We start from the raw sequence: 19,867 nt of genomic DNA on the forward strand, positions 1-19,867 counted from the left end.
CGGCGCTCAGCCCGCCGCGTAGTTGCGCAGGAACAGGGCCTCCGCCACCGACAGGCGCTCCAGCTCCTCGGGGTGCACGCTCTCGTCGAGGCCGTGGATCTGCGCCTCGGGCTCGCTCAGGCCGAAGAGCAGGATCTCGGCTTCCGGGTAGAGCCCGGCCAGCGTGGCGCACAGCGGGATGGAGCCGCCCTCGCCCGCGTACCGCAGCTCCTGGCCGGGGTAGGCGACCGCCATCGCCGCGGCCATCGCCTCGTACGCCGGGCTCGCGGTGTCGGCGTGGAACCCCTCGCCCGTCCCGGACAGTTCGAAGCTCACGCGCGCGCCCCACGGGATGTGCGCCCGGAGGTGCTCCTGGAGCAGCTTGGCCGCCTCGGCCGTGGGCATCCCCGGGGACACCCGGAGGCCGACCAGCGCCCGCGCGCTCGACTGCACCGACGGCGTCGCGCCCACCACCGGCGGGCAGTCGATGCCGAGCACGGTGACGGCCGGGCGCGCCCAGACGCGGTCGGCGACCGTGCCCGAGCCGATCAGCTCCACACCGTCGAGCACCTTGGCGTCCTTGCGGAACTGCTCCTCCGGGTACTGCAGGCCCTGCCACGCGGCGTCGCCCGCGAGCCCGTCGACCGTCGTGGAACCGTCCTCCGCGCGCAGCGAGTCCAGGCCCCGGATCAGCGCACCGAGCGCGTCGGGGGCCGCGCCGCCGAACTGCCCGGAGTGCAGGTTGCCCTCCAGCGTGTCGACCTGGACGCGCAGCAGGATCGTCCCGCGCAGCGCCGCGGTGACCGTCGGCAGACCGACCTGGAAGTTGCCGGTGTCGCCGATGAGGATCGCGTCGGCGGTGAGCAGCTCCGGGTGCTGCTCGGCGTACCGCTCCAGGCCGCCCGTGGCCTGCTCCTCCGACCCCTCGACGATCACCTTGACGTTGACGGGGACACCGCCGTTGGCCTTGAGCGCCCGCAGCGCGAGCAGGTGCATGATGACGCCGCCCTTGCAGTCGGCCGCGCCGCGCCCGTACCAGCGGCCGTCCCGCTCCGTCAGCTCGAACGGCGGGCTGGTCCACCCGGCCTCGTCCAGCGGCGGCTGCACGTCGTAGTGCGCGTACAGCAGAACCGTCTTCGCGCCCTCGGGACCGCGCAGGAAGCCGTACACCGACTGGGTGCCGTCCGGGGTGTCGAGCAGCTCCACGTCCTGGAAGCCCTCGGCGCGCAGCGCCCGCGCCACCCAGTTCGCGGCGCCCTCGCTCTCGCTCCTCGGGAACTGCGTGAAATCCGCCACCGACTTGTAGGCCACCAGTTCGGTGAGCTCCTGCTTCGCCAGCGGCATCAGCGAGGCGACGGTCTCGGTGACCGGATTCGACGACATGGGCACGCTCCTCGTGGGTGCGACGTTGTACGGACGGACACTTGGGGCGTACGCGCACAACTGTGTAAGGCGCATACGCCTGCCGATCCTCCCACAGCGGGTCCTGACCAGGCCCGCCGTAGGATGCTCGGGACAGCAGCGGCAGGCGGCGGATCGGGAGCAGTAGACCATCGTGAGCAGCGAGAACTCTTCGGCGGACGAGGCAGGCGACGTGCAGCAGGTGTGGGACGTCGTCGTGGTCGGCGCGGGACCCGCGGGGGCGTCGGCCGCCTACGCGGCGGCGGTCGCGGGACGGCGCGTCCTGCTGCTGGAGAAGGCGGAGCTGCCCCGCTACAAGACATGCGGCGGCGGCATCATCGGTCCCTCGCGCGACAACCTGCCGCCCGGTTTCGAGCTGCCGTTCAAGGACCGGGTGCACGCGGTCACCTTCTCCCACAACGGCCGCTTCGCCCGCACCCGCCGTTCCAAGCAGATGCTGTTCGGTCTGATCAACCGGCCCGAGTTCGACCAGCAGCTCGTCGAGCACGCGCAGAAGGCGGGAGCGGAGCTGCGCACCGGTGTCACGGTCTCCCGGGTCGAGCAGCACGGCTCCGCGGTGCCGGACCGCCGTACGGTGGCCGTCGTCCTGCAGGGCGGCGAGACGCTGCTCGCCCGGGCCGTCGTCGGCGCGGACGGCAGCGCGAGCCGCATAGGCGCACACGTCGGAGTGAAGCTCGACCAGGTCGACCTCGGCCTGGAGGCGGAGATCCCGGTGCCCGAGACCGTCGCCGAGGACTGGAGGGGCCGCGTCCTCATCGACTGGGGGCCGATGCCGGGCAGTTACGGCTGGGTCTTTCCCAAGGGCGACACGCTGACGGTCGGGGTGATCTCCGCGCGCGGCGAGGGCGCGGCCACCAAGCGCTACCTGGAGGACTTCATCGGCCGGCTCGGCCTCGCCGGCTTCGAGCCGAGCATCTCCTCCGGGCATCTGACCCGCTGCCGCGCCGACGACTCGCCGCTGTCGCGCGGGCGGGTGCTGGTGTGCGGGGACGCGGCCGGGCTGCTGGAACCGTGGACCCGCGAGGGCATCTCGTTCGCGCTGCGCTCCGGGCGGCTCGCGGGGGAGTGGGCGGTACGGATCGCCCAGGCGCACGACGCGGTGGACGCCCGGCGCCAGGCCCTCAACTACGCCTTCGCGGTCAAGTCCGGGCTCGGCGTGGAGATGAGCGTCGGCAAACGGATGCTGAAGGCGTTCGAGCGCCGGCCCGGCGTGTTCCACGCGGTCCTGACCGGCTTCCGCCCTGCGTGGCGGGCGTTCATGGACATCACGCGCGGGGCGACCACGCTCGGCGAGCTGGTCCGCAGCCATCCACTGGCGCAGCGTGCCCTGACCGCGTTCGACAAGTAGGGGCCGGGGTCAGGGCCGCGGGGACCGGGACCGGGGCCGGCGGCGGGGCGGGGCCGGAATCAGCTCTTGACCGTGATCCGGAAAACCGGGTGGTCCGGGGCGGCCGCGATCAGTTCCTCGTCGGTGGACTTGGCCGTCACACCGTTGAAGTACTGGTTCACCTCCCAGCCCCACTTCTCCAGATAGGTGCGCAGGAGCGGCAGCTTCTCCTCGTCGGACAGCTCCACCGCCGAGAACTCGCGCACCTTCCGGCCGACCCGCAACTCTCCGCCTCCCGCGACCCGCATGTTGCGCACCCACTGGGAGTGACCGCGGGCCGAGACGAGGTACTGCGCGCCTTCGTACGTGTGCGGGTTGACCGGGATTCGCTGCATCTGTCCGCTCTTGCGGCCACGCACGGACATCTCGGCGGAGCCCATGAGGCTGATGCCGTGCCGGGCGAGCCAGCCGATCACGCTGTTCAGACGGACGTTGAGCGGGCTGCCCTTGCGGTAGTACGGCGTTGTTGTTGACGACATGGTGACCCCCGGATGGCGTGAGGGAGCGGCGCTCACTTCTGTGAGCAGTGCTCTCGCTGTTGCGTGACAGTCTGCATGGGATCAGCGCCCCAAAGCAAGAGCGGTGCTCTCGTTTTTGTGCGGTGCTCGCTATGCGGGCGGTCGCTCGCCGCGTAAGCGCCGCCCTTTTGGGTGAGCGCCGCTCCCTCGTGCTCAAGCGAGGTCTCGACTGCCAGGGCACCGCTCTCTCGCCAGGGCACCGCTCTCTCGCCAGGGTGCTGCTCACTCGCCTGAGCGACGCTCTGGTGTGCGAGCATCGCTCACGCACGCGATCGCCGCTCTCCACTGTGTGCACCGCTCCGGCTACATGGCACACTGCCCCGCATGAGCACCACACATGGGGCCACCACACAAGGAGCCCGCGCCCGTGCCCGCGTCGAAGTCACCGCCGCCATCAAGGACGAGGCGCGCAGACAGCTTGCCGCGGACGGCGCCGCGAAACTCTCGCTCCGTGCCGTGGCCCGCGAACTCGGCATGGCCTCCTCCGCGCTCTACCGCTACTTCCCCAGCCGCGACGACCTGCTCACCGCGCTCATCATCGACGCATACGACTCCCTCGGTGAGGCCGCCGAGGCCGCGCACGCCCGAGCCGCCGGTGAGGCCCCGGCCCAGCAGTGGATCGCCGTGTGCGAGGCGGTCCGCGGCTGGGCGGTGGCGCATCCGCACGAGTACGCGTTGATCTACGGTTCGCCCGTGCCCGGGTACTTCGCGCCCGCGACCACCGTGCCGGCGGCGGCGCGGGTCGGGTATGTCCTGATCGGGATCGTGCGGGACGCCTACCGGGGGAAGGGTGTGGCCCAGTGGAAGCTGTCGGCCGAGGTCGAGCCGGAGGCGGCGCGCCTGGCGGGCGAGCTCGCCCCCGATCTGCCGCCCGCGGTGGCCGCGGTCCTCGTCGCGGCCTGGGCGCAGCTGTTCGGGCTGGTCAGCTTTGAGGTGTTCGGACAGTTCAACAAGGTCGTCGAGGACCGCGAGTCCTTCTTTCGGCACGCGGCCGCCCAACTCGCCCACCACGTAGGCCTCGTGTCACCTCAGCCCACCGGCACGGGCTCCGCGAGCAGGGCCGGGTCCTGACGGAGGATCCGCGCGTGCAGTGAGCGCAGCGCCGGCCCCGGATCCGTGCCCAGTGCCTCCGCGAGCCGCCGCCGCAGCTCCTCGTACGCCAGGAGCGCCTCCGTTCCGCGGCCGGCCCGGCACAGCGCGAGCATGAGGAGTTCGACGGGCCGTTCCCGCAGCGGGTGCGCGGCGGCCAGCCGGACCAGTTCGTGGACGCTCTCGAAGGGCCGGCCGGCCTCGATCTGCCCGGCCAGCCGCGCCTCCAGGACGCTGAGCCGCTTCTCGCTCCACCGCAGCCGCTCCGCCGCCAGACAGGGCGCCGCCAGTCCCTCGGCGAACTCGCCGCGCCACAACTCCTCGGCGCGCGCGACCAGTTCCGCCGCGCGCCGCAGCTCGCCCGCGTCCCGCGCGGCCAGCGCCGCGTCGACCAGCTGCCGCCGCTCGCGCAGATCGTCGACGGCCGCGCCGGACAGCCGGTAGCCGCTCCCCGTCCACTCCAGCAGGGGCCCGTCGCCGAGCGCGCGGCGCAGGCCGGAGACGTACTTCTGCACGAGGTTGCGCACGTGCACCGGAGGGGAACCGCCCCACACCGCCTCGACCAGACCGTCGTACGACATCGGCCGTCCCTCCTGGAGCAGGAGCACGGCGAGCACCGCGCGCTGCTTGGGCGGACCGAGCGGGATCTCCACGCCGTCGCGCAACGCCCGCAGCGGGCCGAGCAGTTCGAAGCGGACGCCGGTGTGCGACGTGTGCGAGTCACCCATGAGGTCGAGGGTAGCCCGGCGGCGGACGCGTTCCAGCAGGCCTTCCAGCGGGGCCTTCCGGCGGGGCGTTCCAGTGGATCTTCCAGCGGGTGTTCCAGCGGCCTGGGTGACGGTGTCCGTGACGGTTCCTCACAGACCTCACGGAAAGGCCCACCACGATGCTGACCCGGCTCGGCCGCCTGGCGGTGCGGCGCAGTCGCGCCGTCCTGACCGGCGTGCTCCTCGTCCTCCTCGGCCTCGCCGCCTACGGCGCCGGAGCCCAGTCCGAACTCGACCTCTCGCGCTGGAGCTCACCCGGCACGGAGTCGGTCCGCGCGGGTGACGTCCTGCGCGACCACTTCGGCACCGGCAACCCCAACCTCGCGCTCCTGGTCACCGCCCGCGACGGCGACGTGGACAGCGCGCGCACGGGGCGGGCCGCCCGCGACCTCACGGCGGAGGTCGAAAAGCTGCCGCTCGTCACGGACGTCACCTCGTACTGGGACGCCGGCAGCCCGGCCCTGCGCAGCAGCGGCGGTGACCGCGCCCTCGTCCTGGTCCGCCTGGAGGGGAGCGCCACCGAGGCCCGCGACGAACTCGCCACGCTGTCACCGCGGCTGACGCGCACCACCGCCGACCTCGACGTCCGGGTGGGCGGACAGGAGGAGATCTCCCGGCAGGTCGGTGAGCAGGCCCGTACCGACTTCCTGCGCGCCGAGCTCTTCGCCCTTCCCGCGGTCGTGCTGCTGCTGATCCTCGTGTACCGGCGTACGGCCGCCGCCCTCCTCACCGTCGCCGTCGGCCTGCTGTCGGTGCTCGGCACGCTGGCCGGGCTGCGGGCGATCGCGCAGTTCACGGAGGTGTCGACGTTCGCGGCGAACATCGCGCTCGTCCTCGGGCTGGGACTCGGCGTCGACTACAGCCTGTTCGTCATCAGCCGCTACCGGGAGGAGCGCGCGGCCGGGCACCCGCAGCCCGAGGCGGTCGTGCGGGCCACCGCGTCGGCGGGCCGCACGGTCGTGTTCAGTGGTGTGACGGTGGCGGTGTCGCTGTGCGCGCTGCTGGTGTTCCCGTTCTTCTTCCTGAGCTCGTTCGCGTACGCCGGTGTCCTGGTCGTGCTCACCGCGGTGGCCGGGGCGGTGCTGTTCCTGCCCGCGGCCCTGGCCCGCTGGGGCCACCGCGTGGAGCGGCCCGTCGCGCCCGGCTCCGGTTTCTGGCACCGCACCGCGCTCCGGGCGATGCGGCGCCCGTTCGTCGCGGGAGCCGGAGTCCTGACCGTCCTGCTCGTGGCCGCCTCGCCCCTGCTCGGGCTGCGCTTCGGCCTCCCCGACGAGCGCACCCTCCCCGCGGGCACCTCCTCGCGGGTCACCTCCGAGATCGTGCACCGCGAGTTCCCCGCCGAGCCCACCGACACCGTCCAGGTCGTCCTCGACGACGGCGCCGGCAGGGCCGACACGCGGGCGTACGCGGCTCGTCTCTCCCGTATCCCGGGCGTCTTCCAGGTCGACGCGCCCGAGGGCACCTACCGCGAGGGGCGGCGCACCGGCGCCCCCGGACAGGACCGGCTGACGGCACCCGACGGCCGCGTACGGCTGGCCGTCGTACCCACGCAGCGGACCATGTACGGCGACGTCCCCGCCTTCGTCGAACGGATCAGGGACACACCGGCGCCCGCCCGCGCGCTCGTCGGCGGCTACCCCGGCGAGACCACCGACTTCCGCGCCACGCTCCTCGACCGGCTGCCGCTCGCCGTCGGCCTCGTCCTCGCCGCGACGTACGTGATCCTGTTCCTGATGACCGGCAGCGTGCTGCTCCCCGCGAAGGCGACCGTGCTGAACCTGCTGAGCCTGTCGGTGATGTTCGGCTGCCTGGTGTGGGTGTTCCAGGACGGCCATCTGTCCGGGCTCCTCGGTTTCACCCCCACCGGGGCGATCGAGCCCAGCATCCCCGTGCTGATGTTCTGCGTGGCGTACGGACTGTCGATGGACTACGAGGTGTTCCTGCTGGCCCGCATCAAGGAGGAGCACGACCGGACCGGCGACACCGGGCGCGCCGTGGCGGAGGGCATCCGGCGCAGTGCCCCGCTCGTCACCGCCGCGGCCGGGATCCTCGCGCTGTCCTTCCTGTCGTACGCCAGTGGGGGCGTCGTCTTCCTGAAGGAACTCGGCATCGGCACCGCCCTGACGATCCTGGTGGACGCGACCCTGATCCGCGTCGTGCTGCTGCCGGTGACCATGCGGCTGGCGGGGCGCGCCAACTGGTGGGCGCCCCGGCCACTGCGCCGGCTGCACGAGCGGTTCGGGATCAGGGAGTCCGGCACCATCGAGTCCGGAACCGATGAGTCCGGGACCAGGGAGGGCCACGCGCCGGGCGTACTGCGCGGGGAGCACGTGTGACGCCCCCGGCGCCCTGACCCCGCGTCAGGCGGCTGACCTCAGATCACCGCGGACTTCTCACGCCACAGTCCGGCGAGGGACGCGTCGCCGGAGACCTCCGGGAACGGCAGCCGGTTCCACAACGCGAGACAGAGCTCCGCTGCGGGCCCCGCCACCTCGCAGTCCGCTTCCGCGGCCCGGCCCCGCTCGCTCACGGGCGGCCCGTCCGACAGCCGAACGGTCCACACGGCGTCCGTGTCGGTGGTCCGTACGCCCAGGACGCGCGGCCGTTCGGTGCGTACCCGGCTCTTCTGCCGCGCGTGGAACCCGAGGAGTACTTCGTCGATGCCGTCGACCGCGAAGTCCGTGGAGAGGACAGTGGGTGTGGTGGGCGCCCCGTCGCGCGCGGACTCGGCGTCGAACCGGTGGACCGCCGTCTCGTGCGCCTGCCGCCGCGCCCAGAAGGCCACCGGGGAGGGCGCGGGCAGGAAGCTCCAGCAGTCGGTGTCCGCCGGCGCGGTGGCGAGGGTCTCGACGAGCTGTTGGTGCCCCTCCCGGAACCAGTCCAGCAGCTCGGCGCCGTCGAGATCAGGCTCGTCCCCGATCGGGCGGGGCGAGGTGTGCCCGTCGGCGACGAACGCCCCCGCCCACCGGTGCACCGTTCCCGTGTGCCGCAGCAGGTCCCGCACCCGCCAGCCCGGACAGGTGGGCACCTCCGCCCCGCTCCCTGCCGCCTCGGCGGCCGCGGTGAGCAGCCGGCCCTCCCGGTCCAGGATCTTCACGTGTTCGTCCGTCTCCATGGCTGCGAGTGTGCCGATGGAGTGCGGCCCAAGGGAAGCTGATTTCGTTCGTCCGTCTTCTCGTGGCTTCGTGACTCCCCCTACACGTCCGCCTCCTGGGCCAGCCATTCGGCGATGGCCCGGGAGATCGGCTGGCCGGTGTCGATCTCCACGAACCCGAACTGGCCCGACTGGTTGCACTCCAGGAACCACCAGATCCCGTCGGCGTCCTCGACGAAGTCGAAGGCTCCGTAGGCGAGTCGGGCCTCCCGCAGATAGGCATGGACGGCCGCGGCCGTACGTGCCGGTACGCCGACCGGCTCCCAGGGCGCGCCGGCCCGGGCGAACCGTACGTCGACCTCGTCGGGGTCCGCGTCCGCGGCGACCGCCTTGCGGGCGGCCAGGAGGCGGTCGCCGACGGCGGTGAGGCGGATGTCGGCGCGCTTGGCGATACGGTGCTGCAGCAGCGTCGGACCGGAGGCGACGGCGGCGAAGTCCGTGCCGGGAGCGACACGGCTCGTCGGCACCGCCTCCGGGGGGTCCTGCGGGTGTGTGCCGGACACGGACTTGACCACCAGGTCGGGGAAGCGCTCCGCGAAGTCCCGGGCGGCCTGCGGGAGCGTGGTGATCAGAGTGGCGGGCACGGGCAGCCCGGTCCGCTGGGCGAGGTGCAGCTGCCAGGGTTTGTGACGGGCCCGGGCGGCCGCGTCGGGATGGTTCATCCAGCGGGCGGCGGTGCCGCGCAGGATGCCGTACAGAGCCTGGGAGGACTCCTCGGTCAGCCAGGAGGACGCCGATGCCGATGCCGACGCCGCCCGGGCGGCCGGGACGCCCGGCCGGCGGACCCAGACGGACCGCAGTCCGCTCGTGCTCACCAGGCGGCCGCCGACGGACAACTGCCCGCGGAACCCGCCGTGCACGTACTCACCGGAGAGCTGCACCCCGCCCGGCAGATCGGCGGGGTCCAGCCGGAGCACGGGCACACCGGTCGCGTTCAGCCGCGCCACCACCATGTCCGCGGTCACATCCTGTTCGCACGTCAGGATCAGTACGGTCATTGTCGTCGGCCGCGTTCAGTCGTCGAAATGTGTCTTGGAGCCCGCGGTGGAGGTCGTGGCCCCCAGCTCCCGCAACACTGCGTGGTCATGGGCGGCGATCCGCCCGTCGGGGAGCACGTTCAGCTGCAGGGCGGAGTCGTAGGCATACGGAGCGCTGACCTCCAACTGCTCTGCGGGGCGAGCGTAGTCGAGGGCGAACAGTCGCATCGGTCTCTCCTTGTTCGGGGCCACCCGGGCATGCGGACGGTGACGCTCCGGCGTCACGGCGGCAGCACGGGTCGCTGTGCTCTCACGGAGTTATACGAATCGAACGAGTGATTGGTTGCCTCACGCTCTGTAACCGCGTGTCGGCGCCAGTCGCCGCCTGCGGGCCGGGTGCGTCGAGCGCGGGCCGCAGGTGCGTGCGTACCTGCTAGTTCCCCGTAGGTAAGGCCCTATCGGGGGCCGATGTCCAGGACATTGCAATTCGGCCAAATTAAGGCAGTGCCGTGAAACTTGTGAATGCTCGGCGGGGAACGGGGCATGCGAAGCCACACTTGAGAAAGGGGCCCACCGTGCTCGTTCCCGACCCGAAGGTCGTCAGACAGCTGCTGACCCGGTACGCGACGCTGCGGATCGCTCATGCGGAGCAGGAGACACCGCAGACGGCGCGGGGGCTGACGGAGGTCAGTGACGCCCTGTGCACCCTGATGGGCGAGTCCCGCATCCTGGACGCGATCACCGCCGCGGACGAGGTGCTGCTCGCCGCGAGCCGCACAGCGCGCGCGAGGACCGGGAGGGTTCCGGACACCGGCGAGGAGCACAGCCTGTCCCTCGCCGTCTGAGCCGGGCACGGGCCGGCGCGCGGGCGGGTGCGCTCGGCGACCGGCGCCGACCCACCGGCCGCGCCTGTCTCCGCCTGCGCCCGGGCAGGTGCGAACCCCCGTGCGCGGGCCGGCGCACGCGAGCGGGGCCGCCCTGCCGCCCACCGGCCACCGTGCGCCGTCCCGCGCGTCCCCGCCCTCGTACCACCCGCACACCGCGCGCCCCGCACCCCACCCGCCCAGCGTCCTCGCACCGACCCGGAGGCACGCCCGCACCGGCGGTACCACCGTCCGCACGCGGCACGGGAGGAGTCATTCCCGGCGCTCCGGCCTATGCTGAGGTGGCATGGAGGGGGATGCGTACAGGCGCGTGTCCGCCGTGCCGGCGGGCTCGGGCGAGTCGTCGGACGCGTTCGTCGTCGCGCCGCCACCGCTGCGGGCCGCGCACGTCGGACTCCCCGCGGAGAACCCCGACCCCACCCTGCTCCCCTCGATCACGCTGCTGGAGCGCGCGGCGTCGCTGGGCGGGGTCCAGGACGGTCTCCCGCTGCCGCCCGGACGGCTGCTCGCCGGGCAGTACCGGCTGATCCGGCCCCTCGGCTACGGCGGCATGGGCGAGGTCTATCTCGCGCTGGACACCAAGGTCGACGACCGCGAGGTCGCCATCAAGATCCTGCACGCCGGGCATCCGGTCGCCGCGGCGGGCGCCCTGGCCCGGGAGCGGCGCGCCCTGGTCGATCTCAGTCACGGCGACATCATCCGCGTCTTCAACTACGGGCATCACCCCGAGGTGGGCGACTTCCTCGTGCTGCAGTACGTGGACGGGCTGACGCTGGAGGAGGTGCGCGCCCGCGCGCGGGTGACCCCGGACGAGTTCGGCGGCAGCCGCTTCCACGAGTTCGTGCTCGCGTACGGCGTCCGGATCCTGTCCGCGCTCGGCCATCTGCACGCCGACCGGCCCGCCAAGGTGTACGGCGACCTGAAGCCCGACAACGTCATGCACGACGGCACCTCGACGAAGATCATCGACGTGGGCAGCGTCCGCGCGGCCGGGCTGCCCGGGCACACCACGAAGGGCTACCGCGCCCCGACCGTGGGCCCGGGCGGCGAATCCACGGGCCAGGACGACCTGTTCAGCCTGGGGGAGACGCTGCGACGGCTCAGCGGGCTGGGTGAGTCGGCGGACGAGCTCCGGGAACTCGGCGAGCTCGGCAGGCTGGGCGCCGGCCCGGACCCGGTCGCCGACCGGATGACCGCGCCCGCCCCCCACGGCCTCGGGCTCGTCTCGCTCACCCGCGTGCTGTGCCGCGCGACCAGGGGCGAGCCGGCCGAGCGGTTCGCCGACGCCCGCGAGATGGAACAGCAACTGCGCGGCGTCTTCCGCGAGCTGAGATCCCTGCGCACCGGACTGGAGACCTTCGAGCCGTCGCCGCTCTTCCTCCAGTCGGCGTACGCGCTCGACGGGGCGCTCGGGTCCGCCCCGCCGCTCGCGCACTGGGCCGAGCCGGGCGCCCCCTCCCCGTACGCGCTGCCTTCCCCCGACCAGGTCGCCCAACGGCTCCCCGTCCCGCGGCCCGACCCCGACGACGCCCACCACGCCGGACTGAGCAGGCTCGCCGACGCCGCCCCGGAGGCGCTGCTGCAGCACACCGCGGACTGGCGTGCGTCCTCGGAGGTGCATCTGCTGCGCTGCCGGCTGAAGTTACGCGTCCCCGGCGACGGGCTCCGGGCGGCCGAGCGGGAACTGGGCGCCGCCGAGCGGCTGATCGGCCCCGAGCGCGCCCCGTACGACTGGCGGCTGGACTGGCACCGCGGCCTCCTCGCGCTCGCCGCCGGTCAGGTCGCCGCCGCGCGCGAACACTTCGACCGGGTCTACGCATCGATCCCCGGCGAGTACGCCCCGAAACTCGCCCTCGGCTACTGCGCCGAGCGCCTCGACCGGTGGCGGGAGGCACTGACGTTCTACGAGGCGGTACGGCTGCGCAACCCGTCCCTCGGCAGCGCGGCCTTCGGCGCCGCCCGGGCCCGTCTCGCCCTCGGTGGCGAACGGGCACGGGAGGAGGCGGTCGCGGCCCTGGACGCGGTGCCCCAGCACTCCCGGCACCGCACCGCCGCCCGCACCGCGGCCGTCCGCATCGGCGTCGAGCACGTCCGGACCGCGGCCGGCGGCCGGGAGGTACGGGAACGGCTGCGGGAGGTGCTGGAGCGCCTCGCCCTGCTGTTCCACGCCCACGGACTCACCGACGACCAGGCCCGCACCCGGATGGCCGCCGAGGTCTGGGAGGCCGTGCAGGGTGCGCTCGAGGACGGCACCCTGGACGCGACGGGACTGGCCGCGCTGGCAGCCGGCGCCGATCCCCGGCTCGCGTTCCCGGCCTCCGGGACCGGACTGCGCCAGGCTCTGTCCCGGCTCTACCGCTCCCTCGCCCACCAGGCCGCCCGGTCCGCGGTGTCCGCGGACGCGGCCGTCGCCGAGATCCTCCTGGACCGCGCCTACGCGGTCCGCCCGCTCGCCTTCCGCCATCACAGGGACAGCCCATGGCTAGGGAAGAGAGTCGCCGACCGGCTCCGCACGGTCGCCTCCGCGGCGTCGCGCAGACCGTCGCCCGCCTCGGACGGCCCGCCGTCCACCTCGCGTCGGCCACCGCCGCCGTAGCCGCCGAACTCGCCCGCCGCGTCCGCCGCTACGCCTGGCCGTCGGCCGCCGGCCGCCGCAACAGCGCCTACCTGCGGGACCGGCTCGTCGCCCTGCCGCTGCTCGCCGTGGTGGCGTTCGGGGCCTTCGGGTGGGCGTACGCCGGCGTACGCGGCGACCTGGCGCACGTACGGGACCGGCTGGCGCCCGCGCTCGTCGACCTCGCGGACGCGAAGGCGTCACTGCTCATCGCGCAGACCGAGGCCGACCGGAACCTCGGCGACGACGGGGCCGCCGAGCTCAGCGGACTCAGCGAGCGCTACCGCATCCGCGTGGCCCGGGCGACGCAGTCCCTGAACCAGGCCCTGCGTGGCGGGGCACTCACACGGGGCGAGGAACAGGAGTTGCGTGTGGTGTCCGCGCTGGTCGTGGACTACACGGCCTGGGTCGCCCGGGCCCAGGGGCACGCGACCGACTCCGTCCTGCGGGACGCCGAACTGACGTATGCGCGCACCATGCTCTGCCCGACGTCGCCCCCGAAGGACCGGACCGGCCGGAAGCCGCCGACGTGCGTGGCGCAGAGCTCCGACACGGCCACCACGGGCTCTGCCGCCACCACGATCGTGGACCGGGTGGCGGATCTGGAACAGCGGGTCCGGAACCGGATCGCCGCGCGGGCCGCCTGGGGCTCCGGCGTGATCACCGCGGCGGCCGTCTCCGGGGCCGCCTTCCTGCTGCTGGCCGCCGGCCTGCTGCGGACCACGGTCTTCCTGCGCCGCCGCTTCCGGATCCGGCTCAGCGTTCCGCTCGCGGCCGCCGCCGTGCCCCTGTTCGCCGTCCCGCTGCTGGTCTGGGACGCGTGGCGGGCGCATGGGGCACAGGACGAAGCCGTCACGGTGGCGGACGCGCTCGTCGAAGGGGTCACGGCGGACACCGAGATCGGAGCCGAGGAACGCCCCTTCGACCGCACCGGCCCACGGGAGAGGTCGAAGCCCATCGCGGAACTGGCGTCCCAGGTCGACGGCGAACTGGCCGAAGGACGGATCGCCGTCCTGGACGAGGCCGCTCCCTTCGTCCTGCCCGCCGGGCTGGCCACCGCCGCCCTGGCCGGCGGAGCCCTGCACGCCTACCGCCGCGAGTACTTGGTCGTCGTCCGCCCGGGAGCCGTCTCGTGACCCGATCACCGTTCCGCCTCCTGCGTGCCTTCCTCGTGACCTGCCTGCTCGCCGCGGGGTCCGGCTGCGCGACGGACGAACCCGATCCGCTCGTCGTGCTCGGACCGTGGACCGGTGCGGAGGGCGCCGCCTTCGAGGAGACCCTGAAGGCGCTGGACGACGGCACCGGGCGGGAGTACACGTACGAGGGCACCCGGTCGCTGCGCGAGACGCTGCTGTCCCAGATGGAGGCGGACGACCCGCCGGACGTGGCGATCCTCAACAGCATCGGCGAGCTCACCGAGTACGCCCGGCGCGACAAGCTGCGGCCCCTCGCCGGGGAGGCCGCCGACCGCGCCTACTCACCCTGGGCGCCGCCCCTGATCGTGAACGACCTGGACCGTGAGTACTGGGTGCCCCTGAAGGTCGACCTGAAGAGTCTGGTGTGGAGCAGGAAGCGCGCGTCGGACGACGCTCCGACGTGGTGCGTGGGGCTCGGCTCGGACGCCACCTCCGGCTGGCCCGGCACCGACTGGATCGAGGACATCCTGCTCCACCAGCAGGGCCCCGACTTCTACGAGCGGTGGGCGACGGGCCGCGTGGAGTGGAACGACGAGGCCGTGAAACACGCCTGGACGACCTGGGCCCGGCTGCTCGGCGACCGTTCGCGGGCGTCCGTGGAGCGGTCCCTGACCACCTCGTTCGAGGGCGGCTTCGACCCCGGCGGCAACGCGCGGCGCGGACTGCTCGACACACCCGGCTTCGACTGCACGCACGAGCACCAGAGCGCCTTCGTGCGCTATCTGTACGGCGACGACGTGCAGGTGCAGCCGGCGGCCCGCTTCCTGGACGGGCAGCCCGAGCACGACGGCGTGTACGAGGTCGCGGGCGACATGGCCGCCGTGTTCAGCGACGATCCGGGAGCCCAGGAACTCGTGGAGCGGCTGTCGAGCCCGGAGGGACGGCAACGCTGGCGGGACAAGGCGGGGCCGGCGGTGCGCCCGCTGTTCCCGAAGACGGCCGGGGCCGCGCCCACCGGGTCCGGCGACCCGGTCGAGCGGCGGATTCACGAACTGCTCACCGAAGAGGCCCGGACCCTGTGCTTCGACGCCTCCGACGTGATGCCACCGATACTGCGCGACGCCTTCCACCGGGCGGTGCTGGAGTTCTTCCGCAACCCGGCGGACGCGCGTCTCGACAGGCTGCTCGAGCAGTTGGAGGCGGTACGCGACCAGATGGACGAGGACTACCGCGGGGACGACTCCTTCCAGCCGCCGGACGACATCTGCGCGAGCCAGGGCGGGTGACGCGTGCGGCGTGCGGCGACGGCCGGCTCCGGGCCGCGCGGTTCAGACCGCGACGACCCGCACCCCCGCCTCCGCGAACCGCCGCACCGTCCCCTCGTCCACCGCCGTGTCCGTGACCAGCGTGTCCACCGCCTCGGTCGCGCAGATCCGGGCGAACGCGCGCCGGCCCAGCTTGCTGGAGTCGGCCGCGACGACGACGCGTTCGGCGCGCTCGCACAGCAGCCGGTTCACCGCGGCCTCCGCCTCGTCGTGCGCCGCCGCGCCGTGGCGGACGTCGAACGCGACCACGCCGAGCACGGCCACGTCCACGGTGATCTGGCCGAGCACCCCGTCGGCGAGCGGCCCGACGAGTTCGTACGAGGACGGGCGGGCCACACCACCGGTCACCACGATCTTGAACTGGGGGCGGACCGCGAGCTCGTTGGCGATATTGAGCGCGTTGGTCACGACGGTCAGCGCGGGCGAGCCCGAGGCCAGGTCGGCGCGGACGGCGAGCGCCCGGGCGACCTCCGTGGTGGTCGTGCCGCCGGTCAGGCCCACCGTCTCGCCGGGGGAGACCAGGTCCGCGACCGCCCGGGCGATGCGCTGCTTCTCGGAGGCGTGGCGGGCGGTCTTGTAGCGCAGCGGCAGCTCGTACGAGACACCGTGGACGACCGCGCCGCCCCGGGTGCGCACGAGCATCTGCTGCTCGGCCAGCCCGTCGAAGTCCCGGCGGATCGTGGCGGCGGAGACGGACAGTTCGGCCGCCGCCTCCTCGACGTCCAGCCGCCCCCGCTCGACGAGCAGTTCGAGCAGCGCCTTCCAGCGGGCGTCGCGCGACATCCGCGTCCTCCGTTCGTCGCGTTCGCCGGTCACCCGGCGACCCTAACGCACCGATCCATGCCGTCCGCATGCTTGATGACGCTCGGAAGCTCGCTCTATCTTGCAAGAACGAGCAACAGGCCCCAACGAGTGCCGGTCTGAAGGAGCGCGCGATGAGCCACGTCGAGGACGAGCTGAACAGCCAGCCCGAGTGCTGGACCCGCGCCGCCGAGGAGGCCGCCCGGCATGCGGCGGTGCTGCCCGGGGCGGGGGAACGCGTCGCGATCGTGGGGTGCGGAACCTCGTACTTCATGGGACAGGCGGCCGCCGCGCTGCGCGAGGGGGCCGGTCAGGGCGAGACCGACGCGTATCCCGCCTCGGAGTTCCCGTACGGCCGGGCCTACGACCGGGTCGTCGCCCTCACCCGCTCCGGCACCACGACCGAGGTCCTCGACCTCCTCGCCCGGCTCCGCGGCCACACCCGCACCGCCGCGGTCACCGCGGACCCGGACACCCCCGTTAAGGCGGCCGCCGACGACCTCGTGGTGCTGGACTTCGCCGACGAACGCTCCGTCGTCCAGACCCGGTTCGCGACCACGGCGCTCACCCTGCTGCGCGCCCATCTCGGCCTGCACACCGACCGGGCCGTCGCCGACGCCCGTACCGCGCTGGAGGAACCGCTGCCCGAAGGCCTCACCGGCTGCACGCAGTTCACCTTCCTCGGCCGCGGCTGGACCGTCGGGCTCGCGAACGAGGCCGCGCTCAAGATGCGCGAGGCCGCCCTGGCGTGGGCCGAGGCCTACCCGGCGATGGAGTACCGCCACGGCCCGATCAGCGTCACCACCTGGGGCACCGTCACCTGGATGCTCGGAGACGCCCCCGACGGGCTGGACCGGCAGGTAAGGGACACCGGCGGGGCCTGGGTGGCCGGCACGCTCGACCCGCTCGCCGAACTCGTCCGCGCCCAGCGGCTCGCCGTCGCCGTGGCCGCCGCCCGCGGACTCGACCCGGACCGGCCCCGCCACCTCACCCGCTCGGTCATCCTCGACGCCGCCGCCCAAGAGCGATAGGGGGAAGCCGTGCCGCTCGTCACCACCGGCGAACTGATCACCGCGGCCGCCGCGGCCCGCACCGCCGTCCCGGCCTTCAACATCATCACGCTGGAGCACATCGAGGCGGTCGTCGCGGGCGCCGAGTCCGCCGGCGCACCCGTCGTCCTCCAGGTCAGCGAGAACGCGGTGACGTTCCGCGGCGGACGCCTGCTCCCGCTGGCCCGCGCCGCGACCGCCGCCGCCGAGCACGCGGCCGTGCCCGTCGCCCTGCACCTCGACCACGTGCAGCGCGACGACCTGCTGCGCCTCGCGCCCGACGCCGGGTTCGGCTCCGTGATGTACGACGCGTCCCGGCTGCCGTACGAGGAGAACCTCGCCGCCACCCGCGCCGCCGCCGACTGGGCGCACGCGCGCGGGCTGTGGATCGAGGCCGAGCTGGGGCAGGTCGGCGGGAAGCACGGGGAGCCGGCCCTCGACGCGCACGCGCCCGGCGCCCGTACCGACCCCGACGAGGCCCGTGCCTTCGTCGCCGGCTCCGGCGTGGACGCCCTGGCCGTGGCGATCGGCAGCACGCACGCCATGACCACGCGCACGGCCGCCCTCGACCACGCCCTGCTGAAGCGGCTGAGCGCCGCGCTGGACGTGCCGCTCGTCCTGCACGGCTCCTCCGGCGTCCCCGACGACGAACTGAGGACGGCCGTCGAGGGCGGCATCGCCAAGGTCAACATCGGGACCGCCCTCAACATCGCGATGACCGGCGCGGTACGGGAGTTCCTCGCCGCCCGTCCCGAGACGGTGGATCCGCGGAAGTACCTCGCCGTGGGCCGGGAGGCCATGGCGGCGACGGTGGCGCGGCTCATCGGCGTCGTCGCCCCGCGCGCGGGCACCCCCGCTAGCGCTTGACCGCCTTGAGCACCACGAACTTCGGGTCGCTCGCCACCACCCGGCTGTTGCCGAACAGGCGGCGCAGCTTCACGTGGTAGCCGAGATGACGGTTGCCGACCACCCACAGCTCGCCGCCGGGGCGCAGCGCCCGCTTCGCCCCGGTGAACATCCGCCACGCCGTGGCGTCCGTCGTCGCCTGGTGGGAGTGGAACGGCGGGTTGTTGAGCACGAGGTCGACGCTGCCGGGCTCGAACCCCTCCAGCCCGTCACCGACACGGAACTCCACCTTGCCGTCGGCGTTGGCCCGGTAGGTGGCCTCCGCGGACGCCACCGCCTGGTACGACTCGTCCACGAACACCACCTCGGCGTCCGGCTCGGCCAGCGCCACCGCCGTACCGACGACGCCGTTGCCGCAGCCGAGGTCGACGACGCGGGCGCCGCCGCGGACGTCCGGCAGATGCCCCAGGAAGAAGCGGGTGCCGATGTCGAGGCGGTCGGCGCAGAAGACGCCCGCGTGGTTGACGACGGTGCGGCCGGAGACGGGGCCGATGTCCTCGGGAAGCGTGTAGCGGTACGGCCAGGGGCTGGCGTCCCGGCGCGGAGCCGGGTCCGGCGCCGAGAAGACGAGCCGGGCCTTCTTCCGTGCGAGCGAGGTCCGGGTCGGGCCGATGATCCGCTCGAACAGCCGCAGCGTCGAGGTGTGGATCTCCTTCACCATGCCGGTGCCGACGACCACCGTGTCCGCGTGCACCGCGGGCGCCAGGCGCAGCAGCTGGTCCTCCAGCAGGGCGAGGCTCTTCGGCACGCGCACCAGCAGGACGTCGATCCGCCCGGGCGGCGGGTCCTGGGTGGTGAGCAGACGTACGGAGCCGTCGGGGACGCCGTTGCGCCGGAGGTTCGCCCGGGTCGCCTCCCGGGTCAGGTACGAGTCCGTGATCTGCACCGGGTGGTGCGCGGCGAGCGCCGTGGTCAGCGCGCCCCAGCGGTCGCCCACGACCACGACCGTGCCGGACAGCGGGGTCCCGCTCTCCGCCAGCTGCCCGAGCAGATACTCGTCGGCGGCGTCCCAGGCGCGCAGCCGGTCGCGGGGGTCCTCGGGGAAACGGGTCAGCGCGAGCCCGTCCCAGGGCGTGGTCATCCGGTCGTTCATCGTGTGTCAAGGCTAGCCGAGCCGCAGGTCGGGGCCGTCCGCGCGGACCGGACGGGGGGCGGGTGGGCGAGGATGGGGCCCATGGAGACCGAGCTGTTCCCCCGGAGCCGTACGGAGATCGCGCCCGGCGCCGTGCACGTGCCCGACTGGCTGGACGAGGACCGTCAGCGGCAGCTCCTGGACGCCTGCCGCGCCTGGGCCCGGCCGCCCGCCGGACTCCGTACGGTCCGCACCCCGCAGGGCGGCACCATGACCGCCCGGCAGGTCTGCCTCGGCTGGCACTGGTACCCGTATTCCTACGCCCGCACGGTCGTCGACGGCGACGGCGCGCCCGTGAAGCCGTTCCCCGACTGGCTGGGGGAGCTCGCCCGGAGCGCGGTCACGGACGCCCTCGGACCAAAGGAGGCCGAGGCCGCGGCTCCGTACGACATCGCCCTGATCAACTTCTACGGCGGTGACGCCCGGATGGGCATGCACCGCGACAGCGACGAGCAGTCGGACGCCCCGGTGGTGTCCCTGAGCCTCGGCGACACCTGCGTCTTCCGCTTCGGCAACACCGCGACACGGGCGCGGCCGTACACGGACGTCGAGCTGCGCAGCGGCGACCTGTTCGTGTTCGGCGGCGCCTCCCGGCGCGCGTACCACGGCGTGCCGAAGGTGTACCCGGGGAGCGCGCCGCCCGGCCTGGGCCTGACCGGCCGGCTGAACGTGACCCTGCGGGTGAGCGGCTTCGACGCGGACTGACGGCGAACCCCGGCCTACCAGC

Annotated in this window: 18 protein-coding genes; 10 read left to right on the forward strand and 8 right to left on the reverse strand. The window is 73.5% G+C overall.

The features are described 5' to 3' along the window. Nucleotides 1-6: 6 nt before the first annotated feature. Nucleotides 7-1,362: a dipeptidase gene (locus IE242_RS32055; RefSeq protein ID WP_189865621.1), complete on the reverse strand. Its 1,356-nt coding sequence runs from the start codon at nucleotides 1,360-1,362 to the stop codon at nucleotides 7-9. A gap of 172 nt (nucleotides 1,363-1,534) precedes the next feature. Between IE242_RS32055 and IE242_RS32060 the strand changes: the two genes are divergently transcribed. Continuing rightward, nucleotides 1,535-2,749 (forward strand): geranylgeranyl reductase family protein, encoded by a 1,215-nt coding sequence (locus IE242_RS32060; RefSeq protein ID WP_189865623.1) that lies wholly within the window; start codon nucleotides 1,535-1,537, stop codon nucleotides 2,747-2,749. A gap of 59 nt (nucleotides 2,750-2,808) precedes the next feature. On the opposite strand, the gene IE242_RS32065 is transcribed toward IE242_RS32060, so the two are convergent. After that, the gene (locus IE242_RS32065) at nucleotides 2,809-3,267 is read right to left on the reverse strand and encodes a nitroreductase/quinone reductase family protein (protein ID WP_189865625.1); all 459 of its coding nucleotides are present in this window, start codon (nucleotides 3,265-3,267) and stop codon (nucleotides 2,809-2,811) included. 363 nt (nucleotides 3,268-3,630) lie between these two features. On the opposite strand from IE242_RS32065, the gene IE242_RS32070 reads away from it, so the two are divergent. Continuing rightward, nucleotides 3,631-4,377 carry a TetR/AcrR family transcriptional regulator gene (locus IE242_RS32070; protein WP_189865627.1) on the forward strand — a complete coding sequence of 249 codons (747 nt, stop codon included), beginning with the start codon at nucleotides 3,631-3,633 and terminating at the stop codon, nucleotides 4,375-4,377. Here the strand turns inward: IE242_RS32070 and IE242_RS32075 are convergent. Next, complete coding sequence (locus tag IE242_RS32075) at nucleotides 4,335-5,123, reverse strand: AfsR/SARP family transcriptional regulator (RefSeq protein WP_189865628.1); 789 nt, start codon at nucleotides 5,121-5,123, stop codon at nucleotides 4,335-4,337. The two genes, IE242_RS32070 and IE242_RS32075, sit on opposite strands and share 43 nt — an antisense overlap. Before the next feature lie 158 nt (nucleotides 5,124-5,281). Here IE242_RS32075 and IE242_RS32080 point away from each other — a divergent pair, with 158 nt between their 5' ends. Beyond that, nucleotides 5,282-7,498, forward strand: a complete 2,217-nt coding sequence (locus tag IE242_RS32080; protein ID WP_189865630.1) for an MMPL family transporter — start codon at nucleotides 5,282-5,284, stop codon at nucleotides 7,496-7,498. Between the two features lie 38 nt (nucleotides 7,499-7,536). On the opposite strand, the gene IE242_RS32085 is transcribed toward IE242_RS32080, so the two are convergent. The 3 genes from IE242_RS32085 to tgmA all read right to left on the reverse strand — a co-directional run bounded on the left by IE242_RS32085 (nucleotide 7,537) and on the right by tgmA (nucleotide 9,521). Continuing rightward, nucleotides 7,537-8,277, reverse strand: coding sequence for a maleylpyruvate isomerase family mycothiol-dependent enzyme (locus IE242_RS32085; RefSeq protein WP_189865632.1), 741 nt, complete (start codon nucleotides 8,275-8,277; stop codon nucleotides 7,537-7,539). Nucleotides 8,278-8,357: 80 nt separating this feature from the next. Then, a complete protein-coding gene (tgmB, locus tag IE242_RS32090) occupies nucleotides 8,358-9,314 on the reverse strand; it encodes an ATP-grasp ribosomal peptide maturase (RefSeq protein WP_189865634.1) in 957 nt (318 codons plus the stop codon). Between the two features lie 15 nt (nucleotides 9,315-9,329). Next, nucleotides 9,330-9,521 (reverse strand): putative ATP-grasp-modified RiPP, encoded by a 192-nt coding sequence (tgmA, locus tag IE242_RS32095; protein WP_189865636.1) that lies wholly within the window; start codon nucleotides 9,519-9,521, stop codon nucleotides 9,330-9,332. A 347-nt stretch (nucleotides 9,522-9,868) separates the two neighbouring features. Between tgmA and IE242_RS32100 the strand changes: the two genes are divergently transcribed. The 4 genes from IE242_RS32100 to IE242_RS32115 all read left to right on the forward strand — a co-directional run bounded on the left by IE242_RS32100 (nucleotide 9,869) and on the right by IE242_RS32115 (nucleotide 15,213). Beyond that, nucleotides 9,869-10,138 carry a DUF5133 domain-containing protein gene (locus IE242_RS32100; protein WP_189865638.1) on the forward strand — a complete coding sequence of 90 codons (270 nt, stop codon included), beginning with the start codon at nucleotides 9,869-9,871 and terminating at the stop codon, nucleotides 10,136-10,138. A 325-nt stretch (nucleotides 10,139-10,463) separates the two neighbouring features. Continuing rightward, entirely contained in the window at nucleotides 10,464-12,773 is a 2,310-nt protein-coding gene (locus IE242_RS32105) for a serine/threonine protein kinase (RefSeq protein ID WP_189865640.1), read from the forward strand. After that, complete coding sequence (locus IE242_RS32110) at nucleotides 12,656-13,927, forward strand: GlnX family signal transduction membrane protein (RefSeq protein WP_189865642.1); 1,272 nt, start codon at nucleotides 12,656-12,658, stop codon at nucleotides 13,925-13,927. Before IE242_RS32105 ends, IE242_RS32110 begins: the two co-directional genes overlap by 118 nt. Beyond that, complete coding sequence (locus tag IE242_RS32115; protein WP_229859724.1) at nucleotides 13,924-15,213, forward strand: extracellular solute-binding protein; 1,290 nt, start codon at nucleotides 13,924-13,926, stop codon at nucleotides 15,211-15,213. The genes IE242_RS32110 and IE242_RS32115 overlap by 4 nt, the downstream gene beginning before the upstream one ends. A 42-nt stretch (nucleotides 15,214-15,255) precedes the next feature. Here the strand turns inward: IE242_RS32115 and IE242_RS32120 are convergent, their stop codons facing one another. Then, nucleotides 15,256-16,035 carry a DeoR/GlpR family DNA-binding transcription regulator gene (locus tag IE242_RS32120; RefSeq protein ID WP_189865709.1) on the reverse strand — a complete coding sequence of 260 codons (780 nt, stop codon included), beginning with the start codon at nucleotides 16,033-16,035 and terminating at the stop codon, nucleotides 15,256-15,258. 152 nt (nucleotides 16,036-16,187) lie between these two features. Here IE242_RS32120 and IE242_RS32125 point away from each other — a divergent pair, with 152 nt between their 5' ends. Beyond that, nucleotides 16,188-17,084 (forward strand): SIS domain-containing protein, encoded by an 897-nt coding sequence (locus IE242_RS32125; protein ID WP_189865644.1) that lies wholly within the window; start codon nucleotides 16,188-16,190, stop codon nucleotides 17,082-17,084. A 9-nt stretch (nucleotides 17,085-17,093) separates the two neighbouring features. Further along, nucleotides 17,094-17,969, forward strand: coding sequence for a class II fructose-bisphosphate aldolase (locus IE242_RS32130; RefSeq protein WP_189865646.1), 876 nt, complete (start codon nucleotides 17,094-17,096; stop codon nucleotides 17,967-17,969). On the opposite strand, the gene IE242_RS32135 is transcribed toward IE242_RS32130, so the two are convergent. Further along, on the reverse strand, nucleotides 17,959-19,101 hold the full coding sequence (locus IE242_RS32135) for a methyltransferase (RefSeq protein WP_189865648.1): 1,143 nt from the start codon (nucleotides 19,099-19,101) through the stop codon (nucleotides 17,959-17,961). The genes IE242_RS32130 and IE242_RS32135 overlap by 11 nt on opposite strands. A gap of 81 nt (nucleotides 19,102-19,182) precedes the next feature. On the opposite strand from IE242_RS32135, the gene IE242_RS32140 reads away from it, so the two are divergent. Then, nucleotides 19,183-19,845 carry an alpha-ketoglutarate-dependent dioxygenase AlkB family protein gene (locus IE242_RS32140; RefSeq protein WP_189865650.1) on the forward strand — a complete coding sequence of 221 codons (663 nt, stop codon included), beginning with the start codon at nucleotides 19,183-19,185 and terminating at the stop codon, nucleotides 19,843-19,845. The last annotated feature ends 22 nt before the right edge of the window (nucleotides 19,846-19,867 follow it).

The sequence above is a fragment of the Streptomyces poonensis genome (assembly GCF_014650915.1).
Classification (GTDB): Bacteria; Actinomycetota; Actinomycetes; order Streptomycetales; family Streptomycetaceae; genus Streptomyces; species Streptomyces poonensis.

Bases quoted from the DNA above. Each gene is read 5' to 3' on its own strand.
- IE242_RS32135 (WP_189865648.1), bottom strand. From the start codon at position 19,101: ATGAACGACCGGATGACCACGCCCTGGGACGGGCTCGCGCTGACCCGT.
- IE242_RS32125 (WP_189865644.1), top strand. From the start codon at position 16,188: ATGAGCCACGTCGAGGACGAGCTGAACAGCCAGCCCGAGTGCTGGACC.
- IE242_RS32110 (WP_189865642.1), top strand. From the start codon at position 12,656: ATGGCTAGGGAAGAGAGTCGCCGACCGGCTCCGCACGGTCGCCTCCGC.
- IE242_RS32120 (WP_189865709.1), bottom strand. From the start codon at position 16,035: ATGTCGCGCGACGCCCGCTGGAAGGCGCTGCTCGAACTGCTCGTCGAG.
- IE242_RS32055 (WP_189865621.1), bottom strand. From the start codon at position 1,362: ATGTCGTCGAATCCGGTCACCGAGACCGTCGCCTCGCTGATGCCGCTG.
- IE242_RS32080 (WP_189865630.1), top strand. From the start codon at position 5,282: ATGCTGACCCGGCTCGGCCGCCTGGCGGTGCGGCGCAGTCGCGCCGTC.
- IE242_RS32105 (WP_189865640.1), top strand. From the start codon at position 10,464: ATGGAGGGGGATGCGTACAGGCGCGTGTCCGCCGTGCCGGCGGGCTCG.
- IE242_RS32140 (WP_189865650.1), top strand. From the start codon at position 19,183: ATGGAGACCGAGCTGTTCCCCCGGAGCCGTACGGAGATCGCGCCCGGC.
- IE242_RS32065 (WP_189865625.1), bottom strand. From the start codon at position 3,267: ATGTCGTCAACAACAACGCCGTACTACCGCAAGGGCAGCCCGCTCAAC.
- IE242_RS32085 (WP_189865632.1), bottom strand. From the start codon at position 8,277: ATGGAGACGGACGAACACGTGAAGATCCTGGACCGGGAGGGCCGGCTG.
- IE242_RS32070 (WP_189865627.1), top strand. From the start codon at position 3,631: ATGAGCACCACACATGGGGCCACCACACAAGGAGCCCGCGCCCGTGCC.
- tgmA (WP_189865636.1), bottom strand. From the start codon at position 9,521: ATGCGACTGTTCGCCCTCGACTACGCTCGCCCCGCAGAGCAGTTGGAG.
- IE242_RS32075 (WP_189865628.1), bottom strand. From the start codon at position 5,123: ATGGGTGACTCGCACACGTCGCACACCGGCGTCCGCTTCGAACTGCTC.
- tgmB (WP_189865634.1), bottom strand. From the start codon at position 9,314: ATGACCGTACTGATCCTGACGTGCGAACAGGATGTGACCGCGGACATG.